Origin of the sequence: Streptomyces sp. NPDC003038 (assembly GCF_040611115.1) — a bacterium.
Lineage (GTDB): Bacteria > Actinomycetota > Actinomycetes > Streptomycetales > Streptomycetaceae > Streptomyces.
This window is the reverse complement of sequence record NZ_JBEXNN010000012.1, coordinates 58,944-83,790: the sequence shown is the minus strand read 5'-3', so window position 1 is coordinate 83,790 and position 24,847 is coordinate 58,944. Positions and strand designations below refer to the sequence as shown.

Below are 24,847 nucleotides of genomic sequence, written 5' to 3'. Positions count from 1 at the left end.
TGGTCAAAGAGGCGTCAAGTAGCCGCGGGTCAGGATCCGACGGGCCCGGCCGTCGGGACGAGCCCCGTGAGCGCGAACAGCGCCCGGAGCACGCCGTCGTCGTCCACCTCGATCTCGGGGACGACCCTCGCCGTCTCCTCGCGGTGCGCCTCGCAGGCCGCCAGCCCGTGGCCGCTGGTCGCGCTGATCAGGACGGTCGCCTGAGAGCGCCTGTCACCCAGGAGGCAGCGCACACAGGGCATCGCGAAGTAGGCGGGCACGGGGTGCTGGCAGGTGATGGCGTGATCCGACATGGTGGGTTCTCCTTCGGGGCTGTGAACGGAGGGGAGATCAGACGCGGGGGTAGCGGTCGGCGTGGTCGGCGAGCCAGGCCGCCAGGCACAGGGTGGCGTGCGCGCACTCGGCCTCGATGGGAAGGCCCGCCTGCGCGGTGAACAGCTGGCAGACGTACTCGCCGTCGCCGTCGTACAGAGCGGCCGTCCACGGCTCGTCGTGCTCGGCCGCGGTACGGTCGGCGTTCTCGCCGGAGTACAGGAACACCTTCGGGCCGGTGTGGGCCTCGCCCTCGTCGGCGGTCTGGTCGACGCCCACCAGGACGTAGGAGACGCCGCAGTCCTCGGCGAGGAAGGCCGGGATGCCGTACGCGCCGAGTGCCGCGATCAGCTTCTCCCCGTCGGTCGGTCCGGCCTTGGCCGCCGCCTTCTTGGCCTGCTGCTGGAGCGCGACCAAGTGGAACGGGGTCAGACCCTTGTTGCAGGGCCGGGCGTTGTCGGCGGCGACCACGGCGGCCAGGCGGTCGCGCTTGTAGAGGATGCTCACCAGCGCCCGGAGCGCCCAGGCCACGGTCTCGTCGTCGTCCGAGTTCAGTCGGTCGCCTTGCAGCACGGTGTTCCGGCGCTTCTGCAACTCGAAGTCCTCGCGGGCCAGTTTCTCAGTGACCGCGTTCAGCGCCTTCATCGGCGGAACGTCGCCCACGGGAGGTGCCAGGACGTAGTCGAGGATCGAGGCGGGGATGTGGAAGTCGTGGGCCTCCATGAGGTCCGAGGCTTCCTGGACGGTGTCCAGGGTGATGGCCGGGACGGTCCGGCCGTCCTCCAGCGGGGCGACCGCCGCGGTGGCCGCCGCGCTCTTGAGGAGCGCGACCAGCCGGTCGATGAGGTGCGGCTGCGAGTGGTGGGCGCGGTCCTGGACGATGCCAGCGAGCAGGTCGAGGCGGCGGGCGACGTTCTCGGTGTGGTTGGTCATGCGGTCCTCCTGGTGGGGTGGGTTACTCGGCGACATCGCATCCGCAGAGGGTGCGGAAGCCGTCGTCGTCGATCTCGATCTGGTCGCCGCAGTCCTCGCAGCGGGTCGTGCGGGTGGCCATGTGGCGGTCCTTTCAGCTGGCCAGGGCCAGGACGTGGGCGGCGATGCGGTGGGCGCACATGTAGGTGGCGCGCAGGCCGGCCGGGCAGGTGCAGGCCGCCCGTGCCGTCCTGTAGACCTCCAGGCCGTCGCTGCTGACCGCGAGGTAGACGGCGTTCTTGCCGGTGTCGCGGAGCGGGACCATGCCGCCCTGCTCCAGCAGCTCGGCCGCCTTCTCCACGAGGTGGGGCTTGTACTGGTCCAGCTCGTTGGAGCGGGCGGCCTTGCGAACCTTCCGCCTGCACTTCGGTCCCAGCCCGTCGGGGCTGTCGTTACGGAGTCGCCGGCCACACTTCGTGCACCGGATCTCGGGCTCGGTGGTGGTGGCCATGGCGACTCCCTGGGGGTGGTGGTGGAGTGGGTTACACCTTCTTCATTGACCAAACACATCTGGGGTAACTCTGTTATCCAAGTGGATTTGGTCAAAGATTCGTCAAGCGGGCCCCGTCGCCCGGTCGCCGCCGCGCGGGCTGCGGCCGGGCGCCGGGGCGGTCAGGCGAGGTCGGCCAGGAGGACGGTCGCGTTGTCGGCGTAGGGCCGGACGGGGTTCTTCTCGGCCGTGGTCCGCAGCGAGGTCGCGACCGCGAGCGTGACGAAGTCGCGGGTGACGTCGTCGAGCGGGTCGTCGTCCAGCTCCGTGTAGAGGTCGTGTCCGGCGTCCGCGTGCGGCTCGTACGCCCCGTCGGAGGCCAGGAGGAGCCGACAGGGCCCGTCCAGCCTGGCGGTGGCGGTCTCGATCGCCGGGTGACCGTAGCGGTCCATCAGCTCCTCGTCGTCGTAGACGCTGCCGAGGTACGAGGTGATCGCGTTCCGGTTGCCGCCTTCGGGGTACCCCGCGGTCGGCGGGTGGACGCGGCGGTCGTTGTGGTCTTCGGTCAGCCGGCGGGTGATGCCGCGGGTGAGGAGGTAGGCGCGCGAGTCGCCGCACCAGGCCACCGAGAGCGGCTTACCGGGGGAGGTGACGGCCACGACCGCGGCGGCCGACGGCATGTACCGCCGCATGTAGGGGTCTTGACGGTCCGGGTCGGCCGCGTAGCCCTGATAGATGTGGCGCAGTCCGGCCTCGGCGTCGCCCCTGCGGGAGGCGGCTCGGGCGACGCGGCGGGCGGCCGTACGGGTCCAGTCGCGGACGGTCTGGGAGTCGCCGATGCCGTCGAGCAGGACGTAGGCCCGGGAGCCGTCGGGGGCGGTGTGGATGGCGGTGGCGTCGCACTGGAGGGCGCGGGAGCCGAGAGCCTGGGCGGTGGCGAAGTTACGCACGGGGTGCTCCGTTCTTCGGTGGTGGTGGGGTCGGGCTACGGGCGGACGGTGAGCCGCACGCAGGCGTCGTGCCGGTCGCAGTTGCAGCGCCCGCAGGCGGAGCACATCTCGTCGGCGTCCAGGCCGCAGTCGCCGCAGCCGCCGGCGGCGTCGAGCTCGGCGTCGTCGAGCGCGGCCGCCAGGTCGATCAGGGCGTCGCGGTCGAAGGACCGGCGGGGCGCGGCGGCCAGGTCGGCGGGCTCGGCCTTGATGGTGATGGCGCCGACGATCAGGATGCCGGTGCCGTCGATGTCGGCCTGCGAGCGGAGCCCGCCGACGTCGCTGATCATCTGGCCGTCGTCGGTGACGTCCTGGCCCTGGGCGCGGGCGACGCCGTACGCGAGGGTGCGCAGCTCACCGCCGGTCCGGCAGGCGTAGACCCGGTCGCCGAGGGCGGGGTGGCTGATGGTGACGTCGTACATCCGCTGCTCCTTGGGGGGGTGAGTGTGTCATCCTCAGTCCTCCCCGACCCACCTTTATCCAGACTCGTTTGGGCGAGAAAAGTGCAGGTCAGGCCCGTTTTTTCCATTCCTTGGGTCTGGCGGTCACGTTTATCCCGGCGGCCTTGTGCCAGACTCCCGGTATGGCCACCACCGACAGCCTGCCCACGGGCGGCTACCAGCCCAGCGACCGGCTCCGCGACTGCCTCGCCGCCTGGAAGAAGGCCGTGGAGGAGACCGAGCCGGAGGCCCGCGAGGACCTTCTGGAGAAGGGCGTTGCCCAGGAGCTGCGGGACAACCGGCAGCTGACTCTGGCGGTGCTCGCCGAGCATCTTCCGTGGACGGACGAGATGCTGCGGCTGCTCATGGCCAGCCGGGACATTCCACCGCGCGAGCGGCACCGCCAGAGTGAGGGGGAACCGCCGGTCTACAAGCCAAGCGAGCGACTGCGTGACCTCCTGGCAGCGTGGCACCTGGCTGGCGACGACGTGAAGAAGACTCGCGCCGCCCTGGAGCAGTGCATCGCGGACGAGCTGAAGGCTCACCCGACGCTGACCAATGCGGAGATCGCCAAGCACCTGCCCTGGAGCCAGGAGCAGGTACGGGTCATCGCCCGCGCGCACAACGTGCCGCGCCGCCGAAAGCGCGGTTCGGACCACAAGCTGATCGAGGAGAACGGTGTCCCGAAGGCGGTCACCGTGCCGTACGACTGGTACGTGCAGCAGCCGGGGGCAGACCCGAGCATCGTCCGACGGTGACAGCACGACGCCCCGCCCTCCAAGGGAGAACGGGGCGTCAGTGCGTGTGTCTCAGCCGTCGGCGCGGGCCAGACGGATCAAGGCGGCGACCTCGCTCACCGGCTCGTCGTCCAGCGTGAGGTCGAGCGTCGAGGATGACGCCCCTCGGGTGACCAAGCCGCGCACCTCGCCGTTACGGAACCCGACCTCGCTCGTGCCCGGTACGACCAGCTCACCGAGGGCCGGCCACGGGGCGTCGTCGCACGCGCAGTTCTCGTCGTGGTGACAGGCGTCGCGATCCTCGGCTCCGCCCCGGATCCGCTCGTACGCGGCCTCGTCCAGGCAGCGGAAGACTACGCGGGCCCGGTCGCCGAACGACTCGGTCAGAATGTACGCGTCGACGCCGGGGGCCCACATCTTGCACCAGGAATCGGGGCCTTCGCCCCTCCACGTTTCGTGGATGCCGCCCCGGCCGCCGTTGGCCTCGATCAGATAGAGGCACGCGACGTGCGCGGCGGCCTTCGCGGCCGACCGGGCGCTGTCGCGCGCCGCCCGGAAGGCGGTCGCCATGGTGTCGGACGTGGGGTTCTTGTTCATGCCTGTCCTTGCTGGGGTGGTGGCGGGGTGGCTAGTTGACCGTCGTCGGCAGCTAGGTGGGGCAGGGGCGGGCCGGTCGGCCCGCCCCTGGGGTGGTCAGTGGCGGACGGTGCCGTCGAGGCGCTTCAAGACCTCGGCGGCCTCGGCCTCGCCGGCCTCGATGGCGCTGGCGGTGAGCGGGTCGTGCTCGCTGAGGTACGCGTGGGCGGTCGTGAGCCGAGCCAGGGCCGTCTTCCACTCCAGGTTCTCCGGGTCGGGGTCGGTGCGGACCCGCTCGGCGGACGCGGTGGCCAGGTGGCGCATGGACCGGATGCGGCCCTGGGCGTCCTCGTCGCGGATCAGGAAGCCGCGGGCGCGGGCCTCGCGTTCGGCGACGACCATGCTGTCCATGTAGTCCTCGCCCATGTAGTCGCGGCCGGGCTTGGTCAGGTGGGGGAAGGTGCCGCGCTCGTCGGTGATGGCGGCCGGGAAGGCGATGACGAGGAAGCCGACGACCTGCTCGGCGTCGACCACGATCACGTCGCCGTCGGCGATCTCGTCGCGGTCGGCGGCCTCGCGGGCGGCCTGGGTGGTCCCGAAGTGGTGCACGCGGATCGCGGCCCGCCGGCTGTCAGTCTCTTCGACCAGGTCGCCGAAGGCGAGCGCCGCGGCGGCCAGCGGGGAGGTCTCCGCGTAGGAGCTGGGGTTGTCGGTCACTGTGTGGGCCCTTCGGGTCGGTGAGTGGTTACACCTTCATCATTGACCCAAACAGCCCTGAGTTACTCTCCATATCCAAGATGATTTGGGCAAGATGCGGCTCCAGCAAGTGTGGCCCCCGCCGGTCAGCTCCGCGACGGCCTCCGCGACGCGCCCGCCGAGGAGCACCCACCCGAAAGCCGTCGTTCCGGTCATGCAACCGAACATGCCGAAGGCCCTGCACAGTTGACCGTGCAGGGCCTTCGGTGTGACCGCCCGACGGCGGGGCGGACCGGGGGTCTACGACATCCGGAAGGCGATGCCGACCAGGATGGCGAGGATCATCAGGGAGCCGACGACCCACTGCCCGAGCGGGATGTCGGTGAAGCGGAACGGCTCGGGCTCGGGGACCTGGACGGCGGTCGCCCGGGCACAGCAGCAGCACTGCGCGTGGGGCGTGTGCCGGGTGTGGCTCATGACCGCTTCCCTTCCCATTCAGATCACCTCCATCATGGCGGATCGACAGGCCGTACGGCTACCGGTTGCTGTTGCCTCCTTACCGTCGGTCGCGGGGCTTCAGGTATTCGATCTTCCACGCGGTGGGCCCCCGCTCGGGGTCCGGAACGAAGCGGCGCCCCTCTCTCCGCTCCTCTTCGGTCCACTCTCCGCCGCTCTCCACTTCCGACAAGTTCGCAGGTCGGGGGCGCTCTCCGCCCCCGGAGAGCGGCTTGGAGAGGGGAACGGTGGCTCCCTTGGGGAAGGGCAGTGGCGGAAGCTGATCACGGTGAACTCCGGCGCGCCCGGCGGCACCCCTCGCGCGGAACGTACGGGAGGGGTCCCAGCCGGCCTCGACGAGGATCTCCCGGAGGTCTGCATCGGTGGCCGTGTAGAGCGCCGGGAAGGCCCGCCGCATGGCCGGTCGGAGGTCCTGCAAATGCACCCCGTTCTCGGCCCCGATCTCCTTCCGGATGAGGGCCGTCAGGGGGTCCTCGGCGGGGGTCTCAGGCGCCTCTTCTTCGGCGTCCTCGTCCGCCTCTTCCGGGGTCTCCTCCGGGGCCTCTTCCGAGGGCTCGGCGGGGGTGCTCTTGAAGCGTCCGGCGAGGCCGGCGAGCAGACCGCGCTTCGGCTCGGCGGGGGCGTCCTCCTTGGTGACCTCGCCGCCGGTGTCCGCGTCGCCCGCGGGGGTGTCCTTGGCGGGGGCATCGGCCTTCGCCGGGGCCTTGGCCTTCTCGTACCTCTTCGCGGCCTTCGGCTGGGGGACCGTGATCTTGCCGGTGCAGGCGAGGACGAGTACGACGAGGGCGGCCCCGCCGAACAGCCAAGGCGCGGCGGGGTACTGGGACGACAGCTTGGCGATGCAGTAGAGGAGGAAGCCGACGATGCCGAGGCGGGCGCGGACGCTGCCGCCCTTGCCGAACCGGCCGGACAGCCATCCGGCGAGGAGCGCCAGGAGGACGGTGAGGCCGCCCCAGTACCAGAGGAGCATCCGGCCGAGGAGGCGGAGGAAGCGGCCGAGGAGGCGGAGTAGCGGCGGGCCGCCGGTCCGGCCGGCTTCGACGGCGAGGGGTGCGAGCTCGGCGAGTGGACGGACGTCGTAGTACGGGCGGAGGTTCGGGATCCAGCTGCGCCCCTCCCCCGCGGCCTCCCCATCGTCTTCTTCGTCGTGGACCAGGTCCTCGTCGCCCTCGTCGAATAGGTCCTCGTCCTCGTCGGTGTCGTCGGCGGGCGGGTCCTCGAGGACGTCGTCGGCCGGACTGCGCTGCGGGGTGACGACGGCGAGCAGCGTGGGCCGCTCCCCCGAGTCCGGCGTCTCCTTGTCGGGGTCGTCGGGAACGGCGTGCAGGTGGGCGGCCATCAGGCGAAGCTCTGCATGATCGTGTCGATGTTTTCCGCGAGGATGGTGAACCCTCCGCCCGCGCCGGTGGCGACGTTGAAGTAGACGATGCCGATCACGGCGACCTGCCGGGTCGTGAGCTTCTTGTAGAGGATCACGCTGGTGATGAAGAGGGCGATGCCCGCCATGGTGGCACGTGAGACGACGTCGCTGAACAGACCGAGCAAGTCCTGGACCAGGCTGGATACGAGGTCGAAGGGCGTTCCGGCTGCGTTGTACGAGGCCCCGGCGATCATGGCCAGCAACAGCGTCGACCACCAGCCGAGAGGCTTGACCTTGCCGCCGGTGGAGGTGCCGAACCAGAGGACGCCGGTCAGGCCGAGGGCGAGGCCGGCGGCGCCGAATGCGGGGATCAGGCTGCTGCTCATGCTGCTTTCCGTTCAGGGGTGGGGTGGTCAGGCAGCTGGGGTGCCGTAGAGGAGCACGCCGACGATCATCGAGACGAGGGGGATCCGCGTGGCCAGCGCGAAGGGCGGCAGCCAGTTGCGGGTGCGGTGGTCGAGCGCCCAGATGGCGACGGCGACGCCGTACCAGATGCACACGTAGAAATCGGTCCACGAGTCGTACGTGGCGTCGAGGTAGGCGACTTCGGCGGTGAACCACTGGGGGACGCCGAGGTACCAGCCGATACCCAGGGCGGTCCCGTTGTAGAGGAGGTGGCGGGTCTTCCGGTCCCGTGCGGCCCAGGCGTCCAGGAGGGACTTCTTAGGGCCGCCCTCCCTGCCGTAGGTGGGTCGGCTGTACGTCTTCTTGGCGTTGCCGCGCATGCCCCAGATGCGGCGGATGGCGGGCGGGACCTTGTCGACGGGCTTGCCGTCGTCCTCGCCCTCTCCGCCGTCGTCGTCCTCGTCCTCTTCACCGTCTTCCTCGTCGTCCGCCTCGGTGACGTCGGCGAGTTCGTCGTAGTCGTCGGGGACGCTGAGCTGGGTCTCGCAGTCGGCGCACCAGTACGCGACGAGCTGGCCGGTGACCTTGTTGCGGACCTCGTGGGGGGCCGGGTGTTCGCACAACTCGGCGGGCGTGAGCCCGTCGGCCGTGGGCTTGTCGTCCGGGATGGCGGGGTGGAGATCCGCCTTGCAGTCCGGGCACCAGAAGGGGATGGGCTGGTCGTATCCAGCGATTCGGAATGTGCGCGGGTTCGGGTGCTCGCACTCGCTGGTGATGACGGGCTTCGGCTCCCACCAGTTGGGGGCTCGGTCGCCGGGGCGGAGCGTCTTGGTCTGCTCGGGGACCGTGACGGCCGGGGCGGGCTCGGGGGCCTCCTCCGTCTTCTCGGCCTCGACCTCGGGGTCCGGCTCGGGCTCGCGCTCGGGTTCGGGCTTGGGCACCGGGGCGATGCCGAGCCGCTGGAGGAGCGGCTTGGAGCTGAGGTCCACGGGTCACTTCCTTCCGTACGGCTTGAAGAGAGCGCCCGCGCGGGCACCGGGGTGCGGGCCGGGGGCGGCGTAGCGGCGGGCCAGCTTGCGGAGTTCGATCACGACCTGGTCGGCGGGGACGATGCGGACGCCGTCGACCAGCAACTGGCCGCCTTGGATCCGGGGCCCTTCCATGGAGACGAGCGGGATGACGGGACAGCCGAGCTCGCGGGCGACGATGCGGGTGCCGTGGTGCAGGCCGCGCAGGCGCCCGGTGACGTTCTTGGTATGGCCGTTCGGCGCGTCGAGGAGGAGCCGGTCGCCGTCCGCGCGGAGTGTGTAGCGGGAACCCCAGAGCTTGCTGTCGACGAGGAACACGACGCCGGCGCGGCGCTGTCTGGCGGGGCTCACGAGCAAGTGGTCGATGTTGGCTGCGCTGCCGGGGATGGCCCGGTCGTGGACGACCATCCAGCCCTGGCTGGCGAGGGGGTCGAGGCGGGCAGCGGTGCGCTTCTCCCCCACCGCCCCGGCATCGCACTGGTCCGCCATGCGGCCTCGGGCGGTGCTGATACCGGCGAGGGTGGCAAGGCGTACCAGGGGGGTGCGGAGGCGGCGGGCGCGGGCGGCCGACGAGGCGCCCGCGCCGGGCCGCCCCTGCTGGCGCTGGTAGTACCAGGTAGCAGCGGCGACCGCGGCGAGGACGAGGGCGAGGGTCACGAGACCTTCCGGGCCTTTCGAGTCGGATCGACACGCTGTGCGGAGCGGCGGACGGTGTCGGCGAGCTTGTCGGTGTGGGGGTGGCCGGCCTTCAGGGCGGCGGCCACGAGAGCGGCGTCTGTGACCTCGACGTCGGCTCCGATCTCCCTGCGGCAGATCGCGGCGATCGAGGGGCGGGTGATGTCGGAGACGGGCGGCACCGGCGGGGCGGGCGGCTGCTGCTCCTGGGCCTTGGCGGTCGGGGGCTGCGGGGCCACCGGCGGGACCGGCGGCGCTGGGGGCGGGGTGACCGGCGCGGACACCGTGACCGGCGGCTGTCCGGACAGCGGGGGCTGCGGCGCGGGCGCCGGTGCCGGTGCTTGGACAGGCTCCGGGGCGGGGGTGTCCGCCGTGTCCGAACGCTGTCCGGGCAGCTCGGCCGGGGTGGTCTGGGCGGAGGCGAGGATGGCTCCGGCTGCCTGGTACTCCCGGCCGCCGATGGCCTCGCGGTAGGCGGCGGAGCGGTTCAAGCGGGCAAGGCGGCCGGTGAGCAGTGCCCGGCTGGCGAGCTTCTGTTCCTGGTCGACGACCCAGTGAGCGACGCCCGGGTCGAGCGGCACGGAGTGGTACCGGATCAGCCGCGCCCACAGGCCCTTTGACAGCAGGTCGACCGCGGCGCCGACGAGGCCCGCCTCCAGGTGGCCGAGGCTGTTGCCGTAGGCGATGACGGCGGCCATGCCGAGGGCGAGCATCAGCCATCCGGCGTTCCGGTCGGACCGGGCCCGCTCGGGGTCGATGCGGTGCAGCCACTCCATGCCGAGGCAGGCGAGCCAGCCGCTGGTGAACACGATGCCGGAGGCGTACGCGAAGACGTCGGGGACCAGCGGGCTGAGGAGGCCGCCGATGCTGGCGGTGGTCCCGGCAGCGGCGATGACCGTGACGGTGATCGCGGCGCCGGTGACGCCGCGCAGGATCACCTCGTCCCACTCGCGCGGGGGAACCGGCTCCCACGCGTCGTACGGGACTCGGCGGGTGGAGGCCACGCCGTCGATGACGGTGGTCTCCGCCCGGTGCCTGGTGACCCGGCGGTACTTCACGCCGGGAAGGCGCTGCTGCTCGGGGGCCTGGTCCATGGTGCTGCCTCTCGTGTGGCCCTACAGGGGAAGGCCGGCCCGCCCTGGAGGGCGGGCCGGCCGGTGTGCCGCCGTCAGGCTCCGAGGTGTCGGCGCTCGGCGGCTTCCCACGCCTGTCCCGCCCGGTCGGCCTCGCGGACCTCCCGGGCACGACGGGCGCGGGTCTTGGCCTGCCGCTTAGCGGTGGCCCGGTCGGAAGCGGACTCGCGGCCCGCGTACTTCGCGGCGGCGAGCTCGCGGTCGTTGCCGCCCTTGAGCCAGGAGAGGGGCTTCACTGGTTCCCCCTCGCCTGGTCCTTGGCGACCTGCTCGGCACGGTCGGCCTCGGCGCGCGCGATGAGCTCGGCGGCCGTGGCGTTCGCGTCCTGGTCCACGGGGGTCGTGTTGCTCATCAGCGACGCCCCCTCGGGGCGCCAGCGGCGACGTTGCCGTTGGTCCTGGCCATGCCGGACTGGAGGCGGGCGGCGGCGGCGCGGTCGGCCCGCTCGGCGGGAGTGCCGTAGTCCTTCTTCGCCTGGGCGATGAGGTCCGCGGCGGTCTCGCGGGCCATCAGCGCTCACCGTCCGTCGGCTGCGTCGGGACGGTCGGCTTCGGGTTGCGGGGGCTGGGGATGCCGGTGATCCGGGGGATCACCGGCTCGTTCGCGTCGTCGCCCCACTCGGCGCCGTCCTTGGCGGCGGTGCGGAGGATCAGGGCGTACTCGCCCCGGGTGGTGCCGGGGATCAGCTCGGGCGCGGCCTCGAAGGCGGCCTTGGCGAGCGCCTGGCCGCCGCCGCCGATGCTGCGGTCGGTCAGGCGGTACGCCTCCGCGCCGAAGGCGATGAGCAGGGCGACTGGCTCCAGCTCTTTGGTCGGGTTGTTCTCGGTGAAGTGGTCCGCGACGGCGAGCAGCACGTGGCCGACGGCCGCGTCTGCGCCCACGCGCGTCAGATCAGTACTCTGTTCCATGCGTCAGCTCCTGGAAGGCAGGTGTCTGGCGCGGCCCCCGGTCGGCGTTTCTGAGGCCCCGACCGGGGGCCGACTTGTACGTACGGACCCACAGCGGGAGCAGGTCTCGTGACACAAACCCTAGGGCTTGTTTTGAGGAGTGGCAAGCCCTAGGGTTTGTGTCGCGCGATCGTCCCGCACGGCAGGAAGGAGCGGGGCGTGGCCGAGGAGAAGGAGAGGGAGGTACCGCCGGAGGTGACGAAGGTGCTTGAGGCCATCGAGGCGCTGTCGGAGATGGAGGACGACGCCGCATGCACATCCGCGGTCTCGGAGATCCTGCGCCGTTGGCCCGACCTCGGGTCTCAGCTTCGGAGGCTTCGGGAGACGCGGGTTAACGCCCTTCGCGCCAACCGGCGGACGTGGCCGGAGATCGCCAAGATCATCGGCGACGTGACCCCCGAGCGTGCTCAGCAGATCAGCAAAGGGCTGAGCGGGGCCTCGCGCAAGAAGGCGGCCAGGAAGATCGCCGAGGAGCAGGCAGACACGTGACGCGGCCGAGCGGTCGCTAACCACGGCACGGCCGGCGCCCTGTCGGGCGTGGGCTGATGGTGACGAATAGCGGAGATTGGGCAGCATGCGACTGCCCGGGTTGGGAGACTGAAGGACATGGGGATGAGCATGAACGTGGTGAGCACGGAGGAGCTGCGCGCGGTCCTGGCCGACCCGCAGGTCCCGGTCGAGGCCCGGGCGTTGTTTGCGCTCATGGGGCAGCAGCGGCTGCGCGTGGCCGATGCCCTGTCGGCCGACGTCCGCGATGTCGACTTCGAGACCGGGATGCTGAACGTCGAGACACCGGTACGGGGAGAGCCGAGGACCGTTCCGCTGAGCGCGGTGACGACGGAGCTGCTGCGGCAGGTCGTCGGCGACCGGAAGGACGGACCGCTCCTGGCGGGTCGGGAGGGCACTCCGCTCTCACGAGAGTTTGCCAGCCGGTGGGCGCGCGCGGTGGGGCACAGCATCCACGACTTCAAGCCCGGCCCGGACAAGCCGGCGGGCACCGAGAAGTAAGGCGCGCACCAGACCAACAACGGCCCCCTGTCCGGCACTCGGTGGGGGGCCGTCATCATGCCCGGACGCTGTCCGTACGGTGGCAGCGGGGGCTTCATGTCGCCGGGGTGAGCGGAGCCTAGAATCGAACGTATGCACGATCCTCGCCCCCCGTCCCGCCTGGAGATGCTCCGGGGCCTTGAGCGCTACCTCCTCGGCGAGGTCGACCGTGTACGCCGCTGGATCGCCGCTGAGGAGGACCGCGAGCAGCGAGCCGCCCACGTGCCGCCGCCCCGGCCGGAGTGGCTGGTGCAGCTGGAGCTCACCGGCGGCCGGCCGCTGGCCGTGCACATCGGGGACTGCACGCACCGCGGTGCTGCGCGCGGTCGGCCGGTGAGCCGGGACGAGGCGCTCCGGCTGCTCACAGGCGGGGTGGAGCCGTGCGGATTGTGTCGTCCGGATCGGGAGCTCGGCCTGCTGTGACCCGCCCGGGCCCTGTCCGGATGCGTCCGGACCGGTCCGGACCCACGCTGTCCGTATGGCCTCGCACCCGCCGGTGATCGTCTACCCGCCAAGCCCCTCCGGCGGTCGGCGGGTGCGGGCCGACGGAACGATCCTCGGGCTCGCGTACTCGCTGCAAGACGTGGTGGAGTTCCTGCGGCGCGCTGGGCTGGAGCTCAACCCGGACGAGGCCGCTGAGTCCCGGCTTATCGAGTGGCGGGGTGGCGGCCCGGGCGTCTGGTCCGAGTCGCCGCCGTGACCGCGCGCGCCCCGCCGCGTTGGGCGGTCATGGACGACTTCGACCTGATGATGGACGAGCCCGGCGAACGGCTTCCGCTGCTCACGGCCGGCGAGGCGCGCGCCGCAGTGGCGCTCCTCGGCTACCTCCGGGACGGCGAGGCGCCGCCCGACACCGCGGCGTGGGCAGCCGAGCTCCAAGGGCGGCTGCTGCGCCGGATCCCGTCGCCCTGATGTACGCCCCGTGGACGGCGTCCCGGGGCGCGACGATGCCGCGCTCGCGCCCTACTCGGCACGCATGGCGACGGTGAACAGGAACTCCCGATGGTCGAGCTGGTCCGGGATGGGGACGCTGTGCCCGTTGACGCAGGTCAGGGTGACCGGAACGGCGGCGTCGTCAAGCTGCCCCCGGACCGTGTGGGAGTGGGTGGCGCGGCAGGTCGGGCAGGCTACGGCGGTGCGGTCGTGCCCGTAAGCGATCGGGCCGTGGATGGTGATCTCTGCGCGGTCCATGCGGGGGATCCTCTCGCGTGCGGGTGGGGCGCAGGTAGGGCGCACGGCGGTGCCGGCTTCTCTGACAGTAAGGCCGCGGCGCTTCACCAAGCGGTCGATGAGGAGGGCAGCGCGGGCGTGGGCCTGCTCGGGGGTCATGGGGTCGTGCCCTCTCTGTCGGAAGCGGGCGGGGGTTCGTGGGCGGCGGCAATGGCGGCGAAGGCTTCGGCGAAGGCGGCGCCCAGGAGCCGGCGGGGGACGCGGGCCCGGTACTCGACGCGGACACCGTCCGGACTGTCCGCCGGGTTCGTGTCCGGGGGTGTCCGGACGGTGTCCGCGCTGGTGGGAAGGGAGCCGCATTCTGTCGTCTCGCCGACGACCGGGCTTGTCCGGACGGTGCCGCCCCGGTTGTCCGGGCTGCCCTCGGACGTGTCCGGGGACTGTCCGGGGCCGGTCATGACTTGCTGCCGTTGGCGGTGTCGGGCCGCTCCTGAAGCGGGATGGGCACGGCCGCGGTGAGCGTCGCGCCCGGCTGGAGGGGGCCGGTCGGCGGGACGCGGAGCGGGCGGCCGGGTCGCGGCAGCCACATGGGGTGGTCGAGGCGGACCAGGAGGTGAAGCATCTCGGCGAGCTGGCCCGCCATGTACTGGGCGCACTCCGGGGAGAGGTCGAGCGCCCATCCGGCGTGGGACTGCTGGAGGGCGTACGCGATCTCCTGGACGGTCGCCGGGCGGACGCCGGGCGCCGGGTTCAGCGCCTCGTCCCACTGGTAGTCGCAGCGTTCACACTGCCGTTCCAGCCGCTCGGGGAGCGGGCCGCGCCGCTCCAGGCGGCCGTTGTACTCCTCGGTCCGGGGGTGGCCGATCGCGGGCTGGAAGCGGGTGTACGCCTCCAGGTTCGAGCACTTCGCGCACAGGGTCTCGCGCCCGGAGTACGGCGGCAACGGCCCGCCGGCCTGCTCGGGCGCGGGGGTGGTGACGGTGTCGGTCTGGGTCACGTTCGGCTCCTTCGACAAGTGGCGGCACCGCGCCGGAGTGCGGTGGCTCCTGGCACGGTGCCGCGGGATGGTAGGTGATCCGGCGAGGTCCGGTCCGTCAGTGCTGTTCGGCGTACGCCGGGGCGTCGGGGCAGTTGACGGTTCGACAGCCGTCGGCGACGTACGGGCCGTGGACGCAGCGGGCCCGGTTGTAGTCGGGCTCCCGGTCACGGAGCGGGGCGCGGCGGACCGGGTGGGTGGCCCGCTTGTGCCAGCCCGTCGGCTCGTCCTGGGTGTCCGCGTTCCACGCGGCGACCGCGGCCTTGACCAGGTCGGGGTCGCGGGGGAAGCACCAGCCGTGGTCGTAGCCCATGGCCTCGTTGACGTCGAGCGGGACAGCGATCAGGCGGATGTTGTAGCCGTGCCAGATCCAGACGTAGCGGTGGGTGTCGTCGGCGGCGAGCTCGTAGCCCTGCCAGTGCTCGTCCAGGATCGGCTGAGGGTGGTGCTGCATGGGTGCCTCCTCGGGTTAGGGCAGGGCGCGGCCGGTGCGCAGGACGCGGAGGATCTGCGCGGCAATGTGGGCGGGGTCGTCGGCGGGGGCCAGGAGCGGCGACAGTGGGCCGCCGACGGGCGCGTTGGGGTGGGCGGTGCCCCACGACCACTCGGGCAAGGCGGCGCCCCACAGCACGTACAGGTGCTCGCCCTTGGCGGCCGGGCCGGGCAGGCCGGGGGCGTGGTCGTCGAGCGGGACGACGACGCTGTGCTCGGTGGCGTGGACGCCGGCCAGGCCGGCGCCGGTGAGCGCGGCGACTATGGCGGCGGTGAGCGCCGTTGGGACCTCGTCCCACAGCAGCGGTTCGCCGTAGGGCGGGTTCACGGGCTTTCCTCCCTGGCGTAGGCCGGGCACGTCGTGTCGTGGTCGGCGCCCATGCTGATCCACCAGGTCTCGCAGCGGCAGCCGGGCGGGAACGCGGTCGCGTACTCGATCGCGGCGGCGTCCTCGTCGTAGTCGGGCCGCTGGTTGTGCCGGTAGACACCGACGATGTGGATCAGCAGGGCGGTATTCCGGTACTCGCGGTATATGGCCACGAGCAGAGCCATAGAGACACCGAACAGGGTGTGCGCGTACAGGTGGTGGCCGTCGTCGGCGGCGGTGACGCCGACGTACAGGGCGGCCATGTACGCCATGGCGTACAGGCTGATGGTCACGCGGCGGGCAGTGGTCACAGGCGGAGTCCTTCCGCGCGGAAGTGGGATGGTGGCCGGGCCGGGCCGCCCTCGGTTGGGACGAGGGCGGGCGGCGCCGGTCGTCACGGGAGGTTGGTGGGGCGCGGGGCGCCGCAGCTGCACGCCTCGGCGGTCAGGGGTGTGCGGTCAGAAGCAGCGGTCGCACGTGCAGTGCACGCGGACCAGGCGGTCGGTGCCGAAGCCGTCCTGGGCGAAGGAGGAGCGGCAGGTGAGGCCGCTGGGCCAGTGGTCGACAGGCGTACCGGCCTGGCACTGGCGGCAGTCGGCCGGCCTCGGGTTGCTTCGGGCCTGGGCGTTGACCTCGGTGCGGGACAGCGACGGCACCGTGTAGGTGGCCGTCTGGGCGCGCGGCACCCGGACGGGCAGTTCGGGCCGAGCCGATTCCTGGGAGCAGGCGCACGGGATGGCGTGACCTTCCGTGTCGCAGACGACCGTCGGCGCGGCCTCCAGCTGGTCCGCCGCGGCCAGGCACGCGGCGATGACCACCTGGTCCGGGGCGTCGCCGGGGAACTCGACGACCGCGCCACCGGGGCAGTCCAGCCCGCAGTCGCCGGAGTCGTTCGACACGGCCCACACGGCGCCGGACGGGTGGCGCAGCAAGCCGAGCGGGTCGGGCTCGTCGCCGACCCATCCGGCGGCCTCCAGGGCCTCGGCGACGTCGATGCGGCTGATCCAGGTCACGACGTGATCTCCAGTTCTTCCAGGGGCTGTTCGCTGTCGATGTGGGCGTGCAGCTCGCGCAGCCGGGCGAAGGCCCGGCCGTCGCGCTTGTTCAGGGCCCGGCGGGCGGCGGCGGGCAGGGCGCCCCAGCAGGCGCCGCACAGGTACAGGTGGGGCGGCTTCGGGATCCGGCAGGCCCGGCACGGGGTGGCGGTGTACGCGCCGCGCCGGGCCGTCACCGGTCCTCCCCCACCACTGCGGCGGCGTGGATCCGGCCGACCTGCGGCGTCAGGTAGCGGGCGAGGACATCGGCGGGGATGCCGCTGCGGCACTCGGGCCCGATCCCATACGCCTTCGACGTGTCGTCGCTCAGCGGCCGTCCGCACTGGCAGCAGCGGATGCCGAAGTCGGCGAACCGCCGCCCGGCCGCTACCGGGTCCGCGGCGATGACGGCGACGACCTGGTCCAGGTACGCGCGCCGCGACGTCGACCAGGCGGCGACGAACTCCGCGCGCGCCAGCCGGTCCATCGGGACCTCGGACCGGCGCGGGACCTTCGGCCCGTACCAGGCCCGAGTGGGCCACGGCTTGAGCGCGTTCGTCCGCGCGGTCCGCGTCCGACGCCAGTACGTCATCACGTCCGCGTCGTCCGGGTCGGGGATCGCGTAGTACCCGTCGGCGATGGCGTCCAGCTCGGGCCAGTCGATCGTGGGCGCCGCCATCAGGCACCTGCCGGGACGAACGGGAGTCGGCCGACTCCGTTGCAGCGGCGGCCGGTCGAGAACCCGGCCGCGTCGACGCCATTGTGCCGTCCGACCAGGCCCTCGCTGGTCAAGGCGTAGTCGAAGTGGCACACGGGGCACTCGGCCCGCTGGTACGACGGCCCCGGGCAGGGCCGCTCATCGGTCTCCATCAGGCGTTTCTCCTTCGTCGTCGTGGCCGGCCGGGAGGCCGGGCCGTCGGGTGGAGGGCTGGCGCAGGCCGAGCGCGATGGCGTGGGCCACAGCCCGCGCCCCGAACCGATCGGCCGCCACGTCGTGGCCGTGCTCCTCGAGGACGCGCAGTACCTCGCCGGGCACGAAGTCGTCGGGCAGCTCCTTGGCGGGCCGCCGCTGGGAGTTGCCGCACAGCAGGCACCCGTTCTCGGCCGACGGGTCGACCGGGGAACCGGGGTGCCGCAGGCAGCTGTTCGCCCGCGGGTTACCCCTCGCGGAGGCGACGAGCGACCGGGCGCGGTCGAGGTCGGCGGCGATGTCGGCAAGGGTCGAGTCGTTTACCTCGTGCCGGGCGGCGTACTCACCGAGCTTGCGCAGGGCGGCGCCCAGCGGGGGCAGGAAGTCGGGGTTCACGCGTTGCTCACCTTCAGTGCGCGCTGCTGCTCCTCGGCAGCGAACACGCAGTCGGGACAGCGGTCCGAGTCCCGCAGCCGGAACTCACGGCCGCAGGCGCAGACCCGCAGGGGCGCCAACGGGTCCTCTTGGGGCAACCGGGGGCGCTCTCGGCGCGGCGCGGGCACGGACTCCCCGCCTCCGGCCAGCGGCAGCAGGAACGCGCCCTGGACGCCCTTCGCGGCCTCCTTGGCGGCCTTCGCCTCGGCGTCGTCCGCCCGGATGCAACCGGCGCAGCGGTCACGGTCGGCCCGCATGATGCGCTGCCCGCAACGGCAGTACCGCTCACCGGCGAACCGGTCCTCGGGGCCGTCGGGCCGCGCAGCGGTCACGGCCTTCTCGTGCTGCTGGAGCGAATCGTCTTCGGCTTCCTCGCCCGCGCGCTCCTGTGGCTGCGGTACTACATCAGCCATCTCCTGGGGTGGTTCCTGGGTAACCCCTGGGTTGTTCGGACCACTGTGGCCCGAACCATTCGTGCCTCTGTGGACTGAACCCATACGTGCCTCTGTGGACCGAACCCCTTCGGCGCCAGTTCGTGCCTCTGTGGCCCGAACTTCGCCCTCCGAGTTCGGGCCACTGTGGCCCGAACTTTCGTCGTCCGACTTCCGGGGCCGAGCCGTCGACCTGAGATAGTCGGCCGCCGCCTCCCACGTCGGGCACGGGCACAGCACGAGCGCGTACAGCGTCGGCTTCCCCCGGCGCCGCTCCCCGATCGTCACCACCACGCCGGCCCGCATAGCCGCCTCCAGGTACCGCCGAGCGTCCTGCTCCCTGCACCCGGCGGCCTTGGCGATGTCCTGGATCCGGATGGGCTTCCCGTCGCCTGAGAACCGCATCTCACCGCTCGCGGACGCCATCGCCCGCATCGCGTACAACATCGTCAGGAACCCGCCCTTGAGGCCCTTCGGCATGGCCCGGGTCCACTTCCACGCCAGGGCATTGCCGAACTCGTGCGGCGCGCAGCCGGGCCTGTGCCCGCTGTCGTCCTGCTCGTAGCTCACGGCATCTCTTCTCGGTCGTGCCGGTCGGGTGGGTCTGGGCGGCGCCGCACGCCTCGGGAGGAGGGGGGCGGACCTTGATCCCTAATGTGTACACTAGCGTACGCTCGCGTACATCAGCTACCCTCTGCGTATGCCTGCGAACACCACCGCCGAGATCGGAGTCCGCGACCTGCGGACCCAGCTGTCCGACGTGCTGCACGAGAGCACCGTCCGGGGCCGGATCACCTACGTGACGAGCCGTGGCCGGCGAGTGGCGGCGATCGTCCCGGTGGACGTAGCGGAGGCAGCTGAGGCGGCGCGCGAGGAGCCGGGGGACGAGCTCTCGGCCTGACCGAGGAGAACCGCCATGGGCCCTCATGACCGGCCCCGTGCCTTGCGGCGGTAGGCGGCGAGGTCAAGCACGCCGGGCGGCAGCGGGCCGGGCTGCGCGCGCGCCTGGTCCGGCGCGGGACGTCGGGCCGCGCACGTCGCTACGTGGGGGATGTGCAGCTTCTCCCAGCCCATGCGGGGCAGTTCCTCGGATGGGCGGCGGGACCGGTACGTGCCCGTCCCGTCGCGGTAGACCGCGGTGTTGCCCTTCTCGTCCGGCTCGGGGTCGACGGCCATGCGCTTTCCGCTCTCGGTGACAGTCCACAGCACTGCGGCGCGGCAGACCATGCAGATCGAGCGCTGGGGCATCCGCTTCTCCTTCCTGGGGAACTGGTTGAGGCCCGGGGCCGGTTGGCCCCGGGCCGGGTGCCTGGGCGAGGGGTCAGATCGCTTCGTCGAGGAATTCGCCGAACCAGATCAGGACGGCGACGATCAGGCCGACGAGCCACCACCACGGCGGGGCGGTCGTGATGGCGTAGGTGATCGCGGCAGCGGCGGCACCACACCCGACGCCGAGGTAGAACCGGGCCCACGTGTTCACTGGCCGGCCGCCTTCCGGGGGCGGCGGGCGCGCGGGCGGAGCGTGACGCCGGCGTCGAGCAGCAGCGTCCGCGTCAGCCCGTACGACATGTCGTGCTCGGCGGCCAGGGCACGGATCGAGTTGTCGGCGGCGTAACCGTCCGCGAGGGCCTTCTTCAGCGCGGCCCGCTTCTCGCCCTTCACGCGCGGGCGGCGGGTCAGCTCCTGGCGGGAGCCGCGCCGCTCGGGGGTGGTCTGGTCGTTGCTCATGGGTCGTTCCTTCTGTGCGGAGGTGCTGTGTCGTACGGCCGGGCGTCGGGCCCGGCCGCGAGGGTGGCCAGCGACCGAAGCGACTCAGGCCAGCCGGTACGGAAAGATCCGGGCGGTCAGAGCTGGGCCTGGCCGCTGTACGCCCGGACGATGTGGTCGATCTCGGCGAGCGCCGCCTCTGCGCAGACCTTGTCCGCCGGCCGGCTGTCCTCGTCCCGCAAGTGCGTGGGGGCGCCGCAGTACCAGCAGGGCCGGGCGTCCTGCGCGAAGTGGTCGGAATCGGTCCAGTCGAGGAGGCCGCCGGGCGGCAGGGCCATGACCCGCTTGACGGGGCCACGGCTACGCCGCCGCGGAGGCATCGGCCTTCGCCTTCTCCCGCTCCTTGCGGCGCTGCCGCTCGGCCGCACGCCGTGCCTGGGCCAGGAGTGCGGCCCGCTCGTCCTCGTTGAGGCCACCCCACACGCCGTAGTCCTCCCGCGCCGTCAGGGCGTGCGTGAGGCACTTCGAGCGCACCGGGCACCGGACGCAGATCGACTTGGCGTATGCCTCGTCGGCGCTGGCCTGGGGGCCCTTGCCGAGGGCGAAGAACACCTGGGTGGGGACACCGAGGCACGCCGCGTCGTCCTTCCAGGTGCGGGCGCGCGGCAGAGTCCTGTGGTCGTTCGGTCGGGGTATGCGCGGCATGGCTGCTCCTTGCTTGCTGGGTGATTCCGGACGCCGTCCGGACAGGCCCCGCCGGGCGTGTCCGGACGGTGTCCGCGCAGGTCAAAGGCGTGGACTGGGGGTGAGGGTCGTTAAGGCGGGAGCGTTGTCCGCGTCGTCTCCGGACGTGTCCGGACGACGTGTCCGGCGGTGTCGGCCCCGGCCGGGAGCCAGGCGGGCCGCAATGCCGAGGCAGGCGGCTCCGGTGAGCAGCGGCCCCCACACGTCGGCGGTCGCCACCACGGCGTCGACTGTGACGATGTAGGCGAAGAACACCTCGACCCAGCTCATGACGCGAGGCCCATGTCGTCGCGCCAGCGGGTTACCGTTCGGGCGCATATCCCGAGCCGGTCGGCGATCGTCTCGGCGGACCGGCCGGCCTCCGTCATCACCCGTACCGCGCGCAGGACTTCGTCCGGCTGGAGGGGCGGGCACTCGCCAAGGAGCGACGCGGCACGCTCCACGGCGACCAGGTCGATGCCCTTGTCCCACGTCGCGCCGTACATCACGCCGTGCCTCCTTCGCGGAGCGCGCGGTCGGCCAGGTGCTCGCCGGCCACGCAGCGCGGGTAGTCGCACGTCGGCCGGACGTTGCCCTGGGGCTCCCGGCCGTGGTGCCAGCGGAACGCCAGCCGGTACGCCGTCTCGACCTGCCCGCGGTACGCCACCACGGGCGTGCCCCGGGCGCCGGTCGCACCCGTCCAGCGCAGGTGGCCGCCCTCGACCGGGTCGGTCCGCTGCTCGAAGGCGTCCTCCCACGACGTGCCCGACGCAGGCCGGCCACCCGTACGCGGCGCCGCAGCGGCGGCAGCAGTCTCCTCGGAGGTCACGGTCACCTCACCTTCTGGCGGGGCGACGGCGGAGCGACGTCCGTACGGTCCAGCGAGGAGACATGGCGGGCGACGACGAGCACGGTGCGCGGGGCCGCCGCGTCCAGCTCGGCGACGCCGTACTGCGCAGTGATCTGCGCGTCGTCGACCCACGCGATCGTGTTCCCGGCGTCGCAGACGTGCTTGAGCATGTTGTCGACGTCGATCCGCTGCCGGTCCGGACGGAAGAAAATCGCGCCGAGCGCCAGGTTCCCGACGAGCGGCCGCCGGAACGCGCGGCGCAGCTGCCACTGCGTGCGGGTCTCCGCCACCTTGTCCGTGTCGGCCTTGTACGCCCGCCCGTTGCCGCCGAACCGAGGGCGGCCCTTGCTCGCCGGTGTCCCGTCCAGGACCACCATCGTGAACTTCTCCGTGCCCGGGGCGAGGGCCTGGGCCAGGAGCCGGGCCCGTACGACGTCCAGCTCCGGCCCGCCAGCGGGCAGCAGAGACGCCGCGAGGAGCATCGGCGCCGAGTCCTGCTCGGGACCCCTCGGTGCCAGCCGCAGCCCCGGCCACTCCAGCCGCTCCCCCGCCGTGTCCTCGTTGCCCGGGATCGCGTCGAGATCGAGTTCGGCGAGGAACGTCCGCCCGGCCAGGTCGTCGGCCGGGATACCGGAGGCCGCCACGAAGGGCGCCGCGTCGGTGAGGAACGCGCGACGCGGGGACCAGGCCATGACCCGGACCCACACGTGCGCGCTGTCGGTGTCGCAGCAGTCCATCTGCCCGCCCTCCTGGACGGCGATGACCCGCACGACGGTCAGTGCATCGGTCACTCGCCCGTACCGCCGTCCGCGCGCATCGAGCCGGTGGGCACCTGGGAGGACTTCCGGAAGCCGGTCAGCACCAGCCGGTCCGGGGACTCCGCCAGCCAGTTCGCCTCGGCCTCCAGCCACCGTCCGGGCAGCGAGTCGATGTCCACGCCAGCCTCGCTGACGATCTGGTCCACGAGCACGGTCACCGGCGCCTCGGACCACCATGCGGAGACCGTGACCTGGGCGGTGCGCGCCTTCATGTCGACGTCCCGCACCTGCACCGCCGTCACCGCCCGCTCGTCGTCCCGAGCCGCCAGGTAGGTGTGCCCGAGCGGCGTGATCGCGGGGAGGCCGTGCACGAGCTGCGCCAGCCCGCGTACCTTCAACTGCGGGAACAGCTCGTCGGGGTCCTCGACGTGCGCGCCCTTCGCCAAGGCACGCAGCAGGTCCTCCTCCTCCGTCGCCAAGGGCAGGTCGCGGGCGAGCAGGGTGACGCGGACCTGCGCCTCCCGCCACGCGGCGGTGTGCCGCGTCGTCTCCGCCGAGCACGGGCAGTTCTCCACGGTGGCGCGGTGCTCGGGGTCGACGTGGCCGTAGCACCGCAGCACGCTGATCTGGCCGCGCTCGCACAGCGCCGCCGTGCAGCACTCGCAGCGCTCGCAGTCCGCCTGTGCGGGCCGTACGTACTCGGGGCCGAACGGCTCATCCATGGATGTCCTCCTCTGTGCGGGTGGTGGTCTTGCAGGACAGGCACCGGCGAGCGCCGGCGTCGCTTCGGTGGGGCGTCACCTGCCGCTCGGCCGGGCACCAGGCCCACAGGGGGCCCGTCCGGAACTCGGCGGTCGGGCCGTACCGGCGCCGGGGCACGATGGCCATGAGCAGCGCCACGAGGGCGATCGCCGCCAGGACGCTGGAGAGGACGTGGGCGATCAACGTCCCCACCCCTCGAAGCCAGTCCGCATGGCGGGGACGAGCGGCCAGTCCGTCCGCACGGACGCGACCAGGTGGGCCTTGCCGGGCGTCGTCGCGAAGTGCTCCCGCAGACTGGCCTGTTGGTCGGCGTACCAGCGGGCCTGTCGCTCGTGCAGGTCCTCCAGCGGCATCCGGCCCAGGTGCGGGTACGCCTCGCCGATGGCCACGGTGACGTCGCACGCGGCGACCGCGTCCGCGCCCGCGTCGTGGGCGCCACCGTGCTCCACGCCGTACGTGCGGCACAGGTCCTCGAGGCGGCGCGAGCCGCGCCGGTACCGGTCGGCATGCTTGTCCAGCACGCGCGGGTCGAGGACGAGGGGAACGGCCGCCGAGAAGAGCGACTTCGTACCGTGCCGCTCGGCCTCCCGCTCCAGCATCGTCAGGTCGAACGGCGCGTTCATCACGACGATCGGCGGGCCGTCGTTCACAGCCTCGACGAGGGCGGCGACGACCTCGGCGACCACCGCGGCGGCCGGGCGGCCCGCCGAGCGGGCCAGTTCCGTCGTGATGCCGTGCACCTTCGTCGCCCCGGCCGGGATGGGCACGCCGGGGTCCGCCATCCACGTGCGGACCCTGGCGGGCCGGCCGCCGCCGTCGTACGAGACGACGGCGGCCGTGACGATGCGATCCGACTCGGGGTCAACCCCGGTCGACTCGACGTCGAACCCGACGAGGGGCCTGGAAATCCAGGTCACCGACGGCTCCCCTTCCGGCCCCTGCGGGTCGTCCGGCGGGGCTGGGACCGCTTCCGGGCCAGCGGCCGGACGCGGGTCTCCTCGGGGGCCTGGGACTCCTCGGCCCGCTTGTGGGCCTCCTCGGCCTCCGCCAGGAGTCCGGCGTCCTCTGGGGCGTGGATCACCTGGACCTGCCCGGCCTCACCGGCCTCGTCGGCCTTGATGAGCTGCACCAGCTCCGCCGACATCGGCACCACCTTGTGCACCCGCCGCAGCGCCGACTTGGCCCACATGGCGTTGAAGTCCGTGTGCCAGAACGAGTTCTTCGCCCCCGTCTCCTCGGCCCGCCGGTACGCCTGGCTGTACTCGTCGCGGATCTCCTCGGCGTCCTCCCGCGACAGGACGACGACCTGCGAGCGGGCACCGGACGTCATCCAGCAGAAGGCGTAGGCGAGGATCGCGGGCCCGCGGTCGGCCTTCGGCAGGTCCACGCGCGGCCGGTGGGTGAAGTCGTCCGGCGCCGGGGCCGTCGGCTCGAAGTTCCACTCGTCGTGCTCGTGGACCAGGCCGACATGCACCGAACCGACACGGCCCGAGCGGTACATCAACTCGACGTAGCCCTGGTACATCGGCACGAACACCGCCTGGGCACCCTCGGCCTTGATGACCGCGTGCCGGCCGTCCGGCAGGAGACCGAACCGGGCGCACGTCAGGAGCGCCTGCAACAGGCTCGCCGGCGTGCACCGGACCAGGCCTGGCAGAGCGGCCCGTACGGCGGCGAGGAACGCCCCCGTATCGACGTGCGACGGCAGGGCCTTGGTGAAGTGGTCGCCGTACCGCTCCAGCCAGGCCAGGACGGCGTCGGTGGTCTCCCCACCCTCCTGCTGCTCGGCCGCGTGCATCTCGTCGGCCGTGGCGTCCTTCACGGTCTCGGCAGGCCGGACAGGCGCGGGGGCGGCGGGCTTGTCATGGGTGGCCGCGCGCACGCGGTCCTTGAGGCTCGTGAGAGCCAT

The 24,847-nt window shown here is 72.3% G+C and carries 49 protein-coding genes; 8 read left to right on the top strand and 41 right to left on the bottom strand.

What is annotated here, in order from left to right; all coding sequences use genetic code 11:
• Positions 1-29 precede the first annotated feature (29 nt).
• The 5 genes from ABZX75_RS17440 to ABZX75_RS17420 all read right to left on the bottom strand — a co-directional run bounded on the left by ABZX75_RS17440 (position 30) and on the right by ABZX75_RS17420 (position 3,125).
• On the bottom strand, positions 30-293 hold the full coding sequence (locus tag ABZX75_RS17440) for a hypothetical protein (RefSeq protein WP_355411261.1): 264 nt from the start codon (positions 291-293) through the stop codon (positions 30-32).
• Between the two features lie 37 nt (positions 294-330).
• On the bottom strand, positions 331-1,245 hold the full coding sequence (locus ABZX75_RS17435) for a hypothetical protein (RefSeq protein ID WP_355411259.1): 915 nt from the start codon (positions 1,243-1,245) through the stop codon (positions 331-333).
• Between the two features lie 133 nt (positions 1,246-1,378).
• Positions 1,379-1,735, bottom strand: coding sequence for a hypothetical protein (locus tag ABZX75_RS17430; protein WP_355411257.1), 357 nt, complete (start codon positions 1,733-1,735; stop codon positions 1,379-1,381).
• Between the two features lie 161 nt (positions 1,736-1,896).
• The gene (locus tag ABZX75_RS17425; RefSeq protein ID WP_355411255.1) at positions 1,897-2,664 is read right to left on the bottom strand and encodes a mucin-2; all 768 of its coding nucleotides are present in this window, start codon (positions 2,662-2,664) and stop codon (positions 1,897-1,899) included.
• A gap of 35 nt (positions 2,665-2,699) precedes the next feature.
• Complete coding sequence (locus ABZX75_RS17420; protein ID WP_355411253.1) at positions 2,700-3,125, bottom strand: hypothetical protein; 426 nt, start codon at positions 3,123-3,125, stop codon at positions 2,700-2,702.
• A gap of 161 nt (positions 3,126-3,286) precedes the next feature.
• Between ABZX75_RS17420 and ABZX75_RS17415 the strand changes: the two genes are divergently transcribed.
• Complete coding sequence (locus ABZX75_RS17415; RefSeq protein WP_355411252.1) at positions 3,287-3,901, top strand: hypothetical protein; 615 nt, start codon at positions 3,287-3,289, stop codon at positions 3,899-3,901.
• Positions 3,902-3,952: 51 nt separating this feature from the next.
• Here ABZX75_RS17415 and ABZX75_RS17410 read toward each other — a convergent pair whose 3' ends face one another.
• The 11 genes from ABZX75_RS17410 to ABZX75_RS17360 all read right to left on the bottom strand — a co-directional run bounded on the left by ABZX75_RS17410 (position 3,953) and on the right by ABZX75_RS17360 (position 11,177).
• A complete protein-coding gene (locus ABZX75_RS17410; protein WP_355411251.1) occupies positions 3,953-4,477 on the bottom strand; it encodes a hypothetical protein in 525 nt (174 codons plus the stop codon).
• A 96-nt stretch (positions 4,478-4,573) separates the two neighbouring features.
• Positions 4,574-5,173: a hypothetical protein gene (locus ABZX75_RS17405; protein ID WP_355411249.1), complete on the bottom strand. Its 600-nt coding sequence runs from the start codon at positions 5,171-5,173 to the stop codon at positions 4,574-4,576.
• 279 nt (positions 5,174-5,452) lie between these two features.
• Positions 5,453-5,629 (bottom strand): hypothetical protein, encoded by a 177-nt coding sequence (locus ABZX75_RS17400; RefSeq protein ID WP_355411247.1) that lies wholly within the window; start codon positions 5,627-5,629, stop codon positions 5,453-5,455.
• A 79-nt stretch (positions 5,630-5,708) separates the two neighbouring features.
• Positions 5,709-7,007, bottom strand: coding sequence for a hypothetical protein (locus ABZX75_RS17395; protein ID WP_355411245.1), 1,299 nt, complete (start codon positions 7,005-7,007; stop codon positions 5,709-5,711).
• Positions 7,007-7,414, bottom strand: a complete 408-nt coding sequence (locus tag ABZX75_RS17390) for a hypothetical protein (protein ID WP_355411243.1) — start codon at positions 7,412-7,414, stop codon at positions 7,007-7,009. Before ABZX75_RS17390 ends, ABZX75_RS17395 begins: the two co-directional genes overlap by 1 nt.
• A 27-nt stretch (positions 7,415-7,441) precedes the next feature.
• A complete protein-coding gene (locus ABZX75_RS17385; RefSeq protein WP_355411240.1) occupies positions 7,442-8,422 on the bottom strand; it encodes a hypothetical protein in 981 nt (326 codons plus the stop codon).
• Between the two features lie 3 nt (positions 8,423-8,425).
• On the bottom strand, positions 8,426-9,118 hold the full coding sequence (locus tag ABZX75_RS17380) for a nuclease-related domain-containing protein (protein ID WP_355411238.1): 693 nt from the start codon (positions 9,116-9,118) through the stop codon (positions 8,426-8,428).
• Positions 9,115-10,230 carry a hypothetical protein gene (locus ABZX75_RS17375; RefSeq protein ID WP_355411236.1) on the bottom strand — a complete coding sequence of 372 codons (1,116 nt, stop codon included), beginning with the start codon at positions 10,228-10,230 and terminating at the stop codon, positions 9,115-9,117. Before ABZX75_RS17375 ends, ABZX75_RS17380 begins: the two co-directional genes overlap by 4 nt.
• Positions 10,231-10,304: 74 nt before the next feature.
• On the bottom strand, positions 10,305-10,505 hold the full coding sequence (locus tag ABZX75_RS17370; protein ID WP_355411234.1) for a hypothetical protein: 201 nt from the start codon (positions 10,503-10,505) through the stop codon (positions 10,305-10,307).
• 115 nt (positions 10,506-10,620) lie between these two features.
• Positions 10,621-10,779 carry a hypothetical protein gene (locus tag ABZX75_RS17365; protein ID WP_355411232.1) on the bottom strand — a complete coding sequence of 53 codons (159 nt, stop codon included), beginning with the start codon at positions 10,777-10,779 and terminating at the stop codon, positions 10,621-10,623.
• Positions 10,779-11,177, bottom strand: a complete 399-nt coding sequence (locus ABZX75_RS17360; RefSeq protein ID WP_355411230.1) for a hypothetical protein — start codon at positions 11,175-11,177, stop codon at positions 10,779-10,781. The genes ABZX75_RS17365 and ABZX75_RS17360 overlap by 1 nt, the downstream gene beginning before the upstream one ends.
• A gap of 198 nt (positions 11,178-11,375) precedes the next feature.
• Between ABZX75_RS17360 and ABZX75_RS17355 the strand changes: the two genes are divergently transcribed.
• The 5 genes from ABZX75_RS17355 (at position 11,376) to ABZX75_RS17335 (ending at position 13,175) form a co-directional block, all read left to right on the top strand.
• Complete coding sequence (locus tag ABZX75_RS17355; RefSeq protein ID WP_355411228.1) at positions 11,376-11,705, top strand: hypothetical protein; 330 nt, start codon at positions 11,376-11,378, stop codon at positions 11,703-11,705.
• 123 nt (positions 11,706-11,828) lie between these two features.
• On the top strand, positions 11,829-12,224 hold the full coding sequence (locus ABZX75_RS17350; protein WP_355411226.1) for a tyrosine-type recombinase/integrase: 396 nt from the start codon (positions 11,829-11,831) through the stop codon (positions 12,222-12,224).
• Positions 12,225-12,356: 132 nt separating this feature from the next.
• Positions 12,357-12,686 carry a DUF6233 domain-containing protein gene (locus tag ABZX75_RS17345; protein ID WP_355411224.1) on the top strand — a complete coding sequence of 110 codons (330 nt, stop codon included), beginning with the start codon at positions 12,357-12,359 and terminating at the stop codon, positions 12,684-12,686.
• Positions 12,687-12,741: 55 nt separating this feature from the next.
• A complete protein-coding gene (locus tag ABZX75_RS17340; RefSeq protein WP_355411222.1) occupies positions 12,742-12,963 on the top strand; it encodes a hypothetical protein in 222 nt (73 codons plus the stop codon).
• Positions 12,960-13,175 (top strand): hypothetical protein, encoded by a 216-nt coding sequence (locus tag ABZX75_RS17335; RefSeq protein ID WP_355411220.1) that lies wholly within the window; start codon positions 12,960-12,962, stop codon positions 13,173-13,175. The genes ABZX75_RS17340 and ABZX75_RS17335 overlap by 4 nt, the downstream gene beginning before the upstream one ends.
• Positions 13,176-13,226: 51 nt before the next feature.
• On the opposite strand, the gene ABZX75_RS17330 is transcribed toward ABZX75_RS17335, so the two are convergent.
• From ABZX75_RS17330 to ABZX75_RS17275, 12 genes are all read right to left on the bottom strand, one after another.
• Positions 13,227-13,454, bottom strand: coding sequence for a hypothetical protein (locus ABZX75_RS17330; RefSeq protein WP_355411218.1), 228 nt, complete (start codon positions 13,452-13,454; stop codon positions 13,227-13,229).
• 134 nt (positions 13,455-13,588) lie between these two features.
• Positions 13,589-13,891 (bottom strand): hypothetical protein, encoded by a 303-nt coding sequence (locus ABZX75_RS17325; protein ID WP_355411216.1) that lies wholly within the window; start codon positions 13,889-13,891, stop codon positions 13,589-13,591.
• Entirely contained in the window at positions 13,888-14,430 is a 543-nt protein-coding gene (locus tag ABZX75_RS17320; RefSeq protein ID WP_355411214.1) for a hypothetical protein, read from the bottom strand. Before ABZX75_RS17320 ends, ABZX75_RS17325 begins: the two co-directional genes overlap by 4 nt.
• A gap of 97 nt (positions 14,431-14,527) precedes the next feature.
• The gene (locus tag ABZX75_RS17315; RefSeq protein ID WP_355411212.1) at positions 14,528-14,923 is read right to left on the bottom strand and encodes a hypothetical protein; all 396 of its coding nucleotides are present in this window, start codon (positions 14,921-14,923) and stop codon (positions 14,528-14,530) included.
• Between the two features lie 15 nt (positions 14,924-14,938).
• A complete protein-coding gene (locus tag ABZX75_RS17310; protein WP_355411210.1) occupies positions 14,939-15,289 on the bottom strand; it encodes a hypothetical protein in 351 nt (116 codons plus the stop codon).
• On the bottom strand, positions 15,286-15,639 hold the full coding sequence (locus tag ABZX75_RS17305) for a hypothetical protein (RefSeq protein WP_355411208.1): 354 nt from the start codon (positions 15,637-15,639) through the stop codon (positions 15,286-15,288). Before ABZX75_RS17305 ends, ABZX75_RS17310 begins: the two co-directional genes overlap by 4 nt.
• Positions 15,640-15,786: 147 nt before the next feature.
• Positions 15,787-16,341 carry a hypothetical protein gene (locus tag ABZX75_RS17300; RefSeq protein WP_355411206.1) on the bottom strand — a complete coding sequence of 185 codons (555 nt, stop codon included), beginning with the start codon at positions 16,339-16,341 and terminating at the stop codon, positions 15,787-15,789.
• A complete protein-coding gene (locus tag ABZX75_RS17295) occupies positions 16,338-16,559 on the bottom strand; it encodes a hypothetical protein (RefSeq protein ID WP_355411204.1) in 222 nt (73 codons plus the stop codon). Before ABZX75_RS17295 ends, ABZX75_RS17300 begins: the two co-directional genes overlap by 4 nt.
• On the bottom strand, positions 16,556-17,041 hold the full coding sequence (locus ABZX75_RS17290; RefSeq protein WP_355411202.1) for a DUF6011 domain-containing protein: 486 nt from the start codon (positions 17,039-17,041) through the stop codon (positions 16,556-16,558). The genes ABZX75_RS17295 and ABZX75_RS17290 overlap by 4 nt, the downstream gene beginning before the upstream one ends.
• Positions 17,041-17,232, bottom strand: coding sequence for a hypothetical protein (locus ABZX75_RS17285; RefSeq protein WP_355411200.1), 192 nt, complete (start codon positions 17,230-17,232; stop codon positions 17,041-17,043). The genes ABZX75_RS17290 and ABZX75_RS17285 overlap by 1 nt, the downstream gene beginning before the upstream one ends.
• The gene (locus ABZX75_RS17280) at positions 17,219-17,668 is read right to left on the bottom strand and encodes a hypothetical protein (protein ID WP_355411197.1); all 450 of its coding nucleotides are present in this window, start codon (positions 17,666-17,668) and stop codon (positions 17,219-17,221) included. Before ABZX75_RS17280 ends, ABZX75_RS17285 begins: the two co-directional genes overlap by 14 nt.
• Positions 17,665-18,120: a hypothetical protein gene (locus ABZX75_RS17275; RefSeq protein ID WP_355411195.1), complete on the bottom strand. Its 456-nt coding sequence runs from the start codon at positions 18,118-18,120 to the stop codon at positions 17,665-17,667. The genes ABZX75_RS17280 and ABZX75_RS17275 overlap by 4 nt, the downstream gene beginning before the upstream one ends.
• A gap of 373 nt (positions 18,121-18,493) precedes the next feature.
• Here ABZX75_RS17275 and ABZX75_RS17270 point away from each other — a divergent pair, with 373 nt between their 5' ends.
• Positions 18,494-18,703, top strand: coding sequence for a hypothetical protein (locus ABZX75_RS17270; protein WP_355411193.1), 210 nt, complete (start codon positions 18,494-18,496; stop codon positions 18,701-18,703).
• 135 nt (positions 18,704-18,838) lie between these two features.
• Positions 18,839-19,039, top strand: coding sequence for a type II toxin-antitoxin system prevent-host-death family antitoxin (locus ABZX75_RS17265; protein ID WP_355411191.1), 201 nt, complete (start codon positions 18,839-18,841; stop codon positions 19,037-19,039).
• 23 nt (positions 19,040-19,062) lie between these two features.
• Here ABZX75_RS17265 and ABZX75_RS17260 read toward each other — a convergent pair whose 3' ends face one another.
• The 13 genes from ABZX75_RS17260 to ABZX75_RS17200 form a co-directional block, all read right to left on the bottom strand.
• Positions 19,063-19,386, bottom strand: a complete 324-nt coding sequence (locus ABZX75_RS17260) for a hypothetical protein (protein WP_355411189.1) — start codon at positions 19,384-19,386, stop codon at positions 19,063-19,065.
• A 73-nt stretch (positions 19,387-19,459) separates the two neighbouring features.
• A complete protein-coding gene (locus ABZX75_RS17255; RefSeq protein WP_355411187.1) occupies positions 19,460-19,618 on the bottom strand; it encodes a hypothetical protein in 159 nt (52 codons plus the stop codon).
• A complete protein-coding gene (locus tag ABZX75_RS17250) occupies positions 19,615-19,866 on the bottom strand; it encodes a helix-turn-helix domain-containing protein (RefSeq protein ID WP_355411185.1) in 252 nt (83 codons plus the stop codon). The genes ABZX75_RS17255 and ABZX75_RS17250 overlap by 4 nt, the downstream gene beginning before the upstream one ends.
• A gap of 116 nt (positions 19,867-19,982) precedes the next feature.
• Positions 19,983-20,183, bottom strand: a complete 201-nt coding sequence (locus ABZX75_RS17245; protein WP_355411183.1) for a hypothetical protein — start codon at positions 20,181-20,183, stop codon at positions 19,983-19,985.
• 22 nt (positions 20,184-20,205) lie between these two features.
• The gene (locus ABZX75_RS17240) at positions 20,206-20,550 is read right to left on the bottom strand and encodes a WhiB family transcriptional regulator (RefSeq protein WP_355411181.1); all 345 of its coding nucleotides are present in this window, start codon (positions 20,548-20,550) and stop codon (positions 20,206-20,208) included.
• Positions 20,551-20,631: 81 nt separating this feature from the next.
• Positions 20,632-20,859 carry a hypothetical protein gene (locus ABZX75_RS17235; RefSeq protein WP_355411179.1) on the bottom strand — a complete coding sequence of 76 codons (228 nt, stop codon included), beginning with the start codon at positions 20,857-20,859 and terminating at the stop codon, positions 20,632-20,634.
• Positions 20,856-21,074: a helix-turn-helix domain-containing protein gene (locus tag ABZX75_RS17230; protein ID WP_355411177.1), complete on the bottom strand. Its 219-nt coding sequence runs from the start codon at positions 21,072-21,074 to the stop codon at positions 20,856-20,858. The genes ABZX75_RS17235 and ABZX75_RS17230 overlap by 4 nt, the downstream gene beginning before the upstream one ends.
• The gene (locus tag ABZX75_RS17225) at positions 21,074-21,397 is read right to left on the bottom strand and encodes a hypothetical protein (protein ID WP_355411175.1); all 324 of its coding nucleotides are present in this window, start codon (positions 21,395-21,397) and stop codon (positions 21,074-21,076) included. Before ABZX75_RS17225 ends, ABZX75_RS17230 begins: the two co-directional genes overlap by 1 nt.
• A 2-nt stretch (positions 21,398-21,399) precedes the next feature.
• The gene (locus ABZX75_RS17220; RefSeq protein ID WP_355411173.1) at positions 21,400-22,209 is read right to left on the bottom strand and encodes a RusA family crossover junction endodeoxyribonuclease; all 810 of its coding nucleotides are present in this window, start codon (positions 22,207-22,209) and stop codon (positions 21,400-21,402) included.
• Positions 22,206-22,898 (bottom strand): hypothetical protein, encoded by a 693-nt coding sequence (locus tag ABZX75_RS17215; protein WP_355411171.1) that lies wholly within the window; start codon positions 22,896-22,898, stop codon positions 22,206-22,208. Before ABZX75_RS17215 ends, ABZX75_RS17220 begins: the two co-directional genes overlap by 4 nt.
• The gene (locus ABZX75_RS17210; RefSeq protein ID WP_355411169.1) at positions 22,891-23,130 is read right to left on the bottom strand and encodes a hypothetical protein; all 240 of its coding nucleotides are present in this window, start codon (positions 23,128-23,130) and stop codon (positions 22,891-22,893) included. Before ABZX75_RS17210 ends, ABZX75_RS17215 begins: the two co-directional genes overlap by 8 nt.
• Complete coding sequence (locus ABZX75_RS17205; RefSeq protein WP_355411167.1) at positions 23,118-23,855, bottom strand: exonuclease domain-containing protein; 738 nt, start codon at positions 23,853-23,855, stop codon at positions 23,118-23,120. The genes ABZX75_RS17210 and ABZX75_RS17205 overlap by 13 nt, the downstream gene beginning before the upstream one ends.
• Positions 23,852-24,847, bottom strand: a complete 996-nt coding sequence (locus ABZX75_RS17200) for a recombinase RecT (protein WP_355411165.1) — start codon at positions 24,845-24,847, stop codon at positions 23,852-23,854. The genes ABZX75_RS17205 and ABZX75_RS17200 overlap by 4 nt, the downstream gene beginning before the upstream one ends.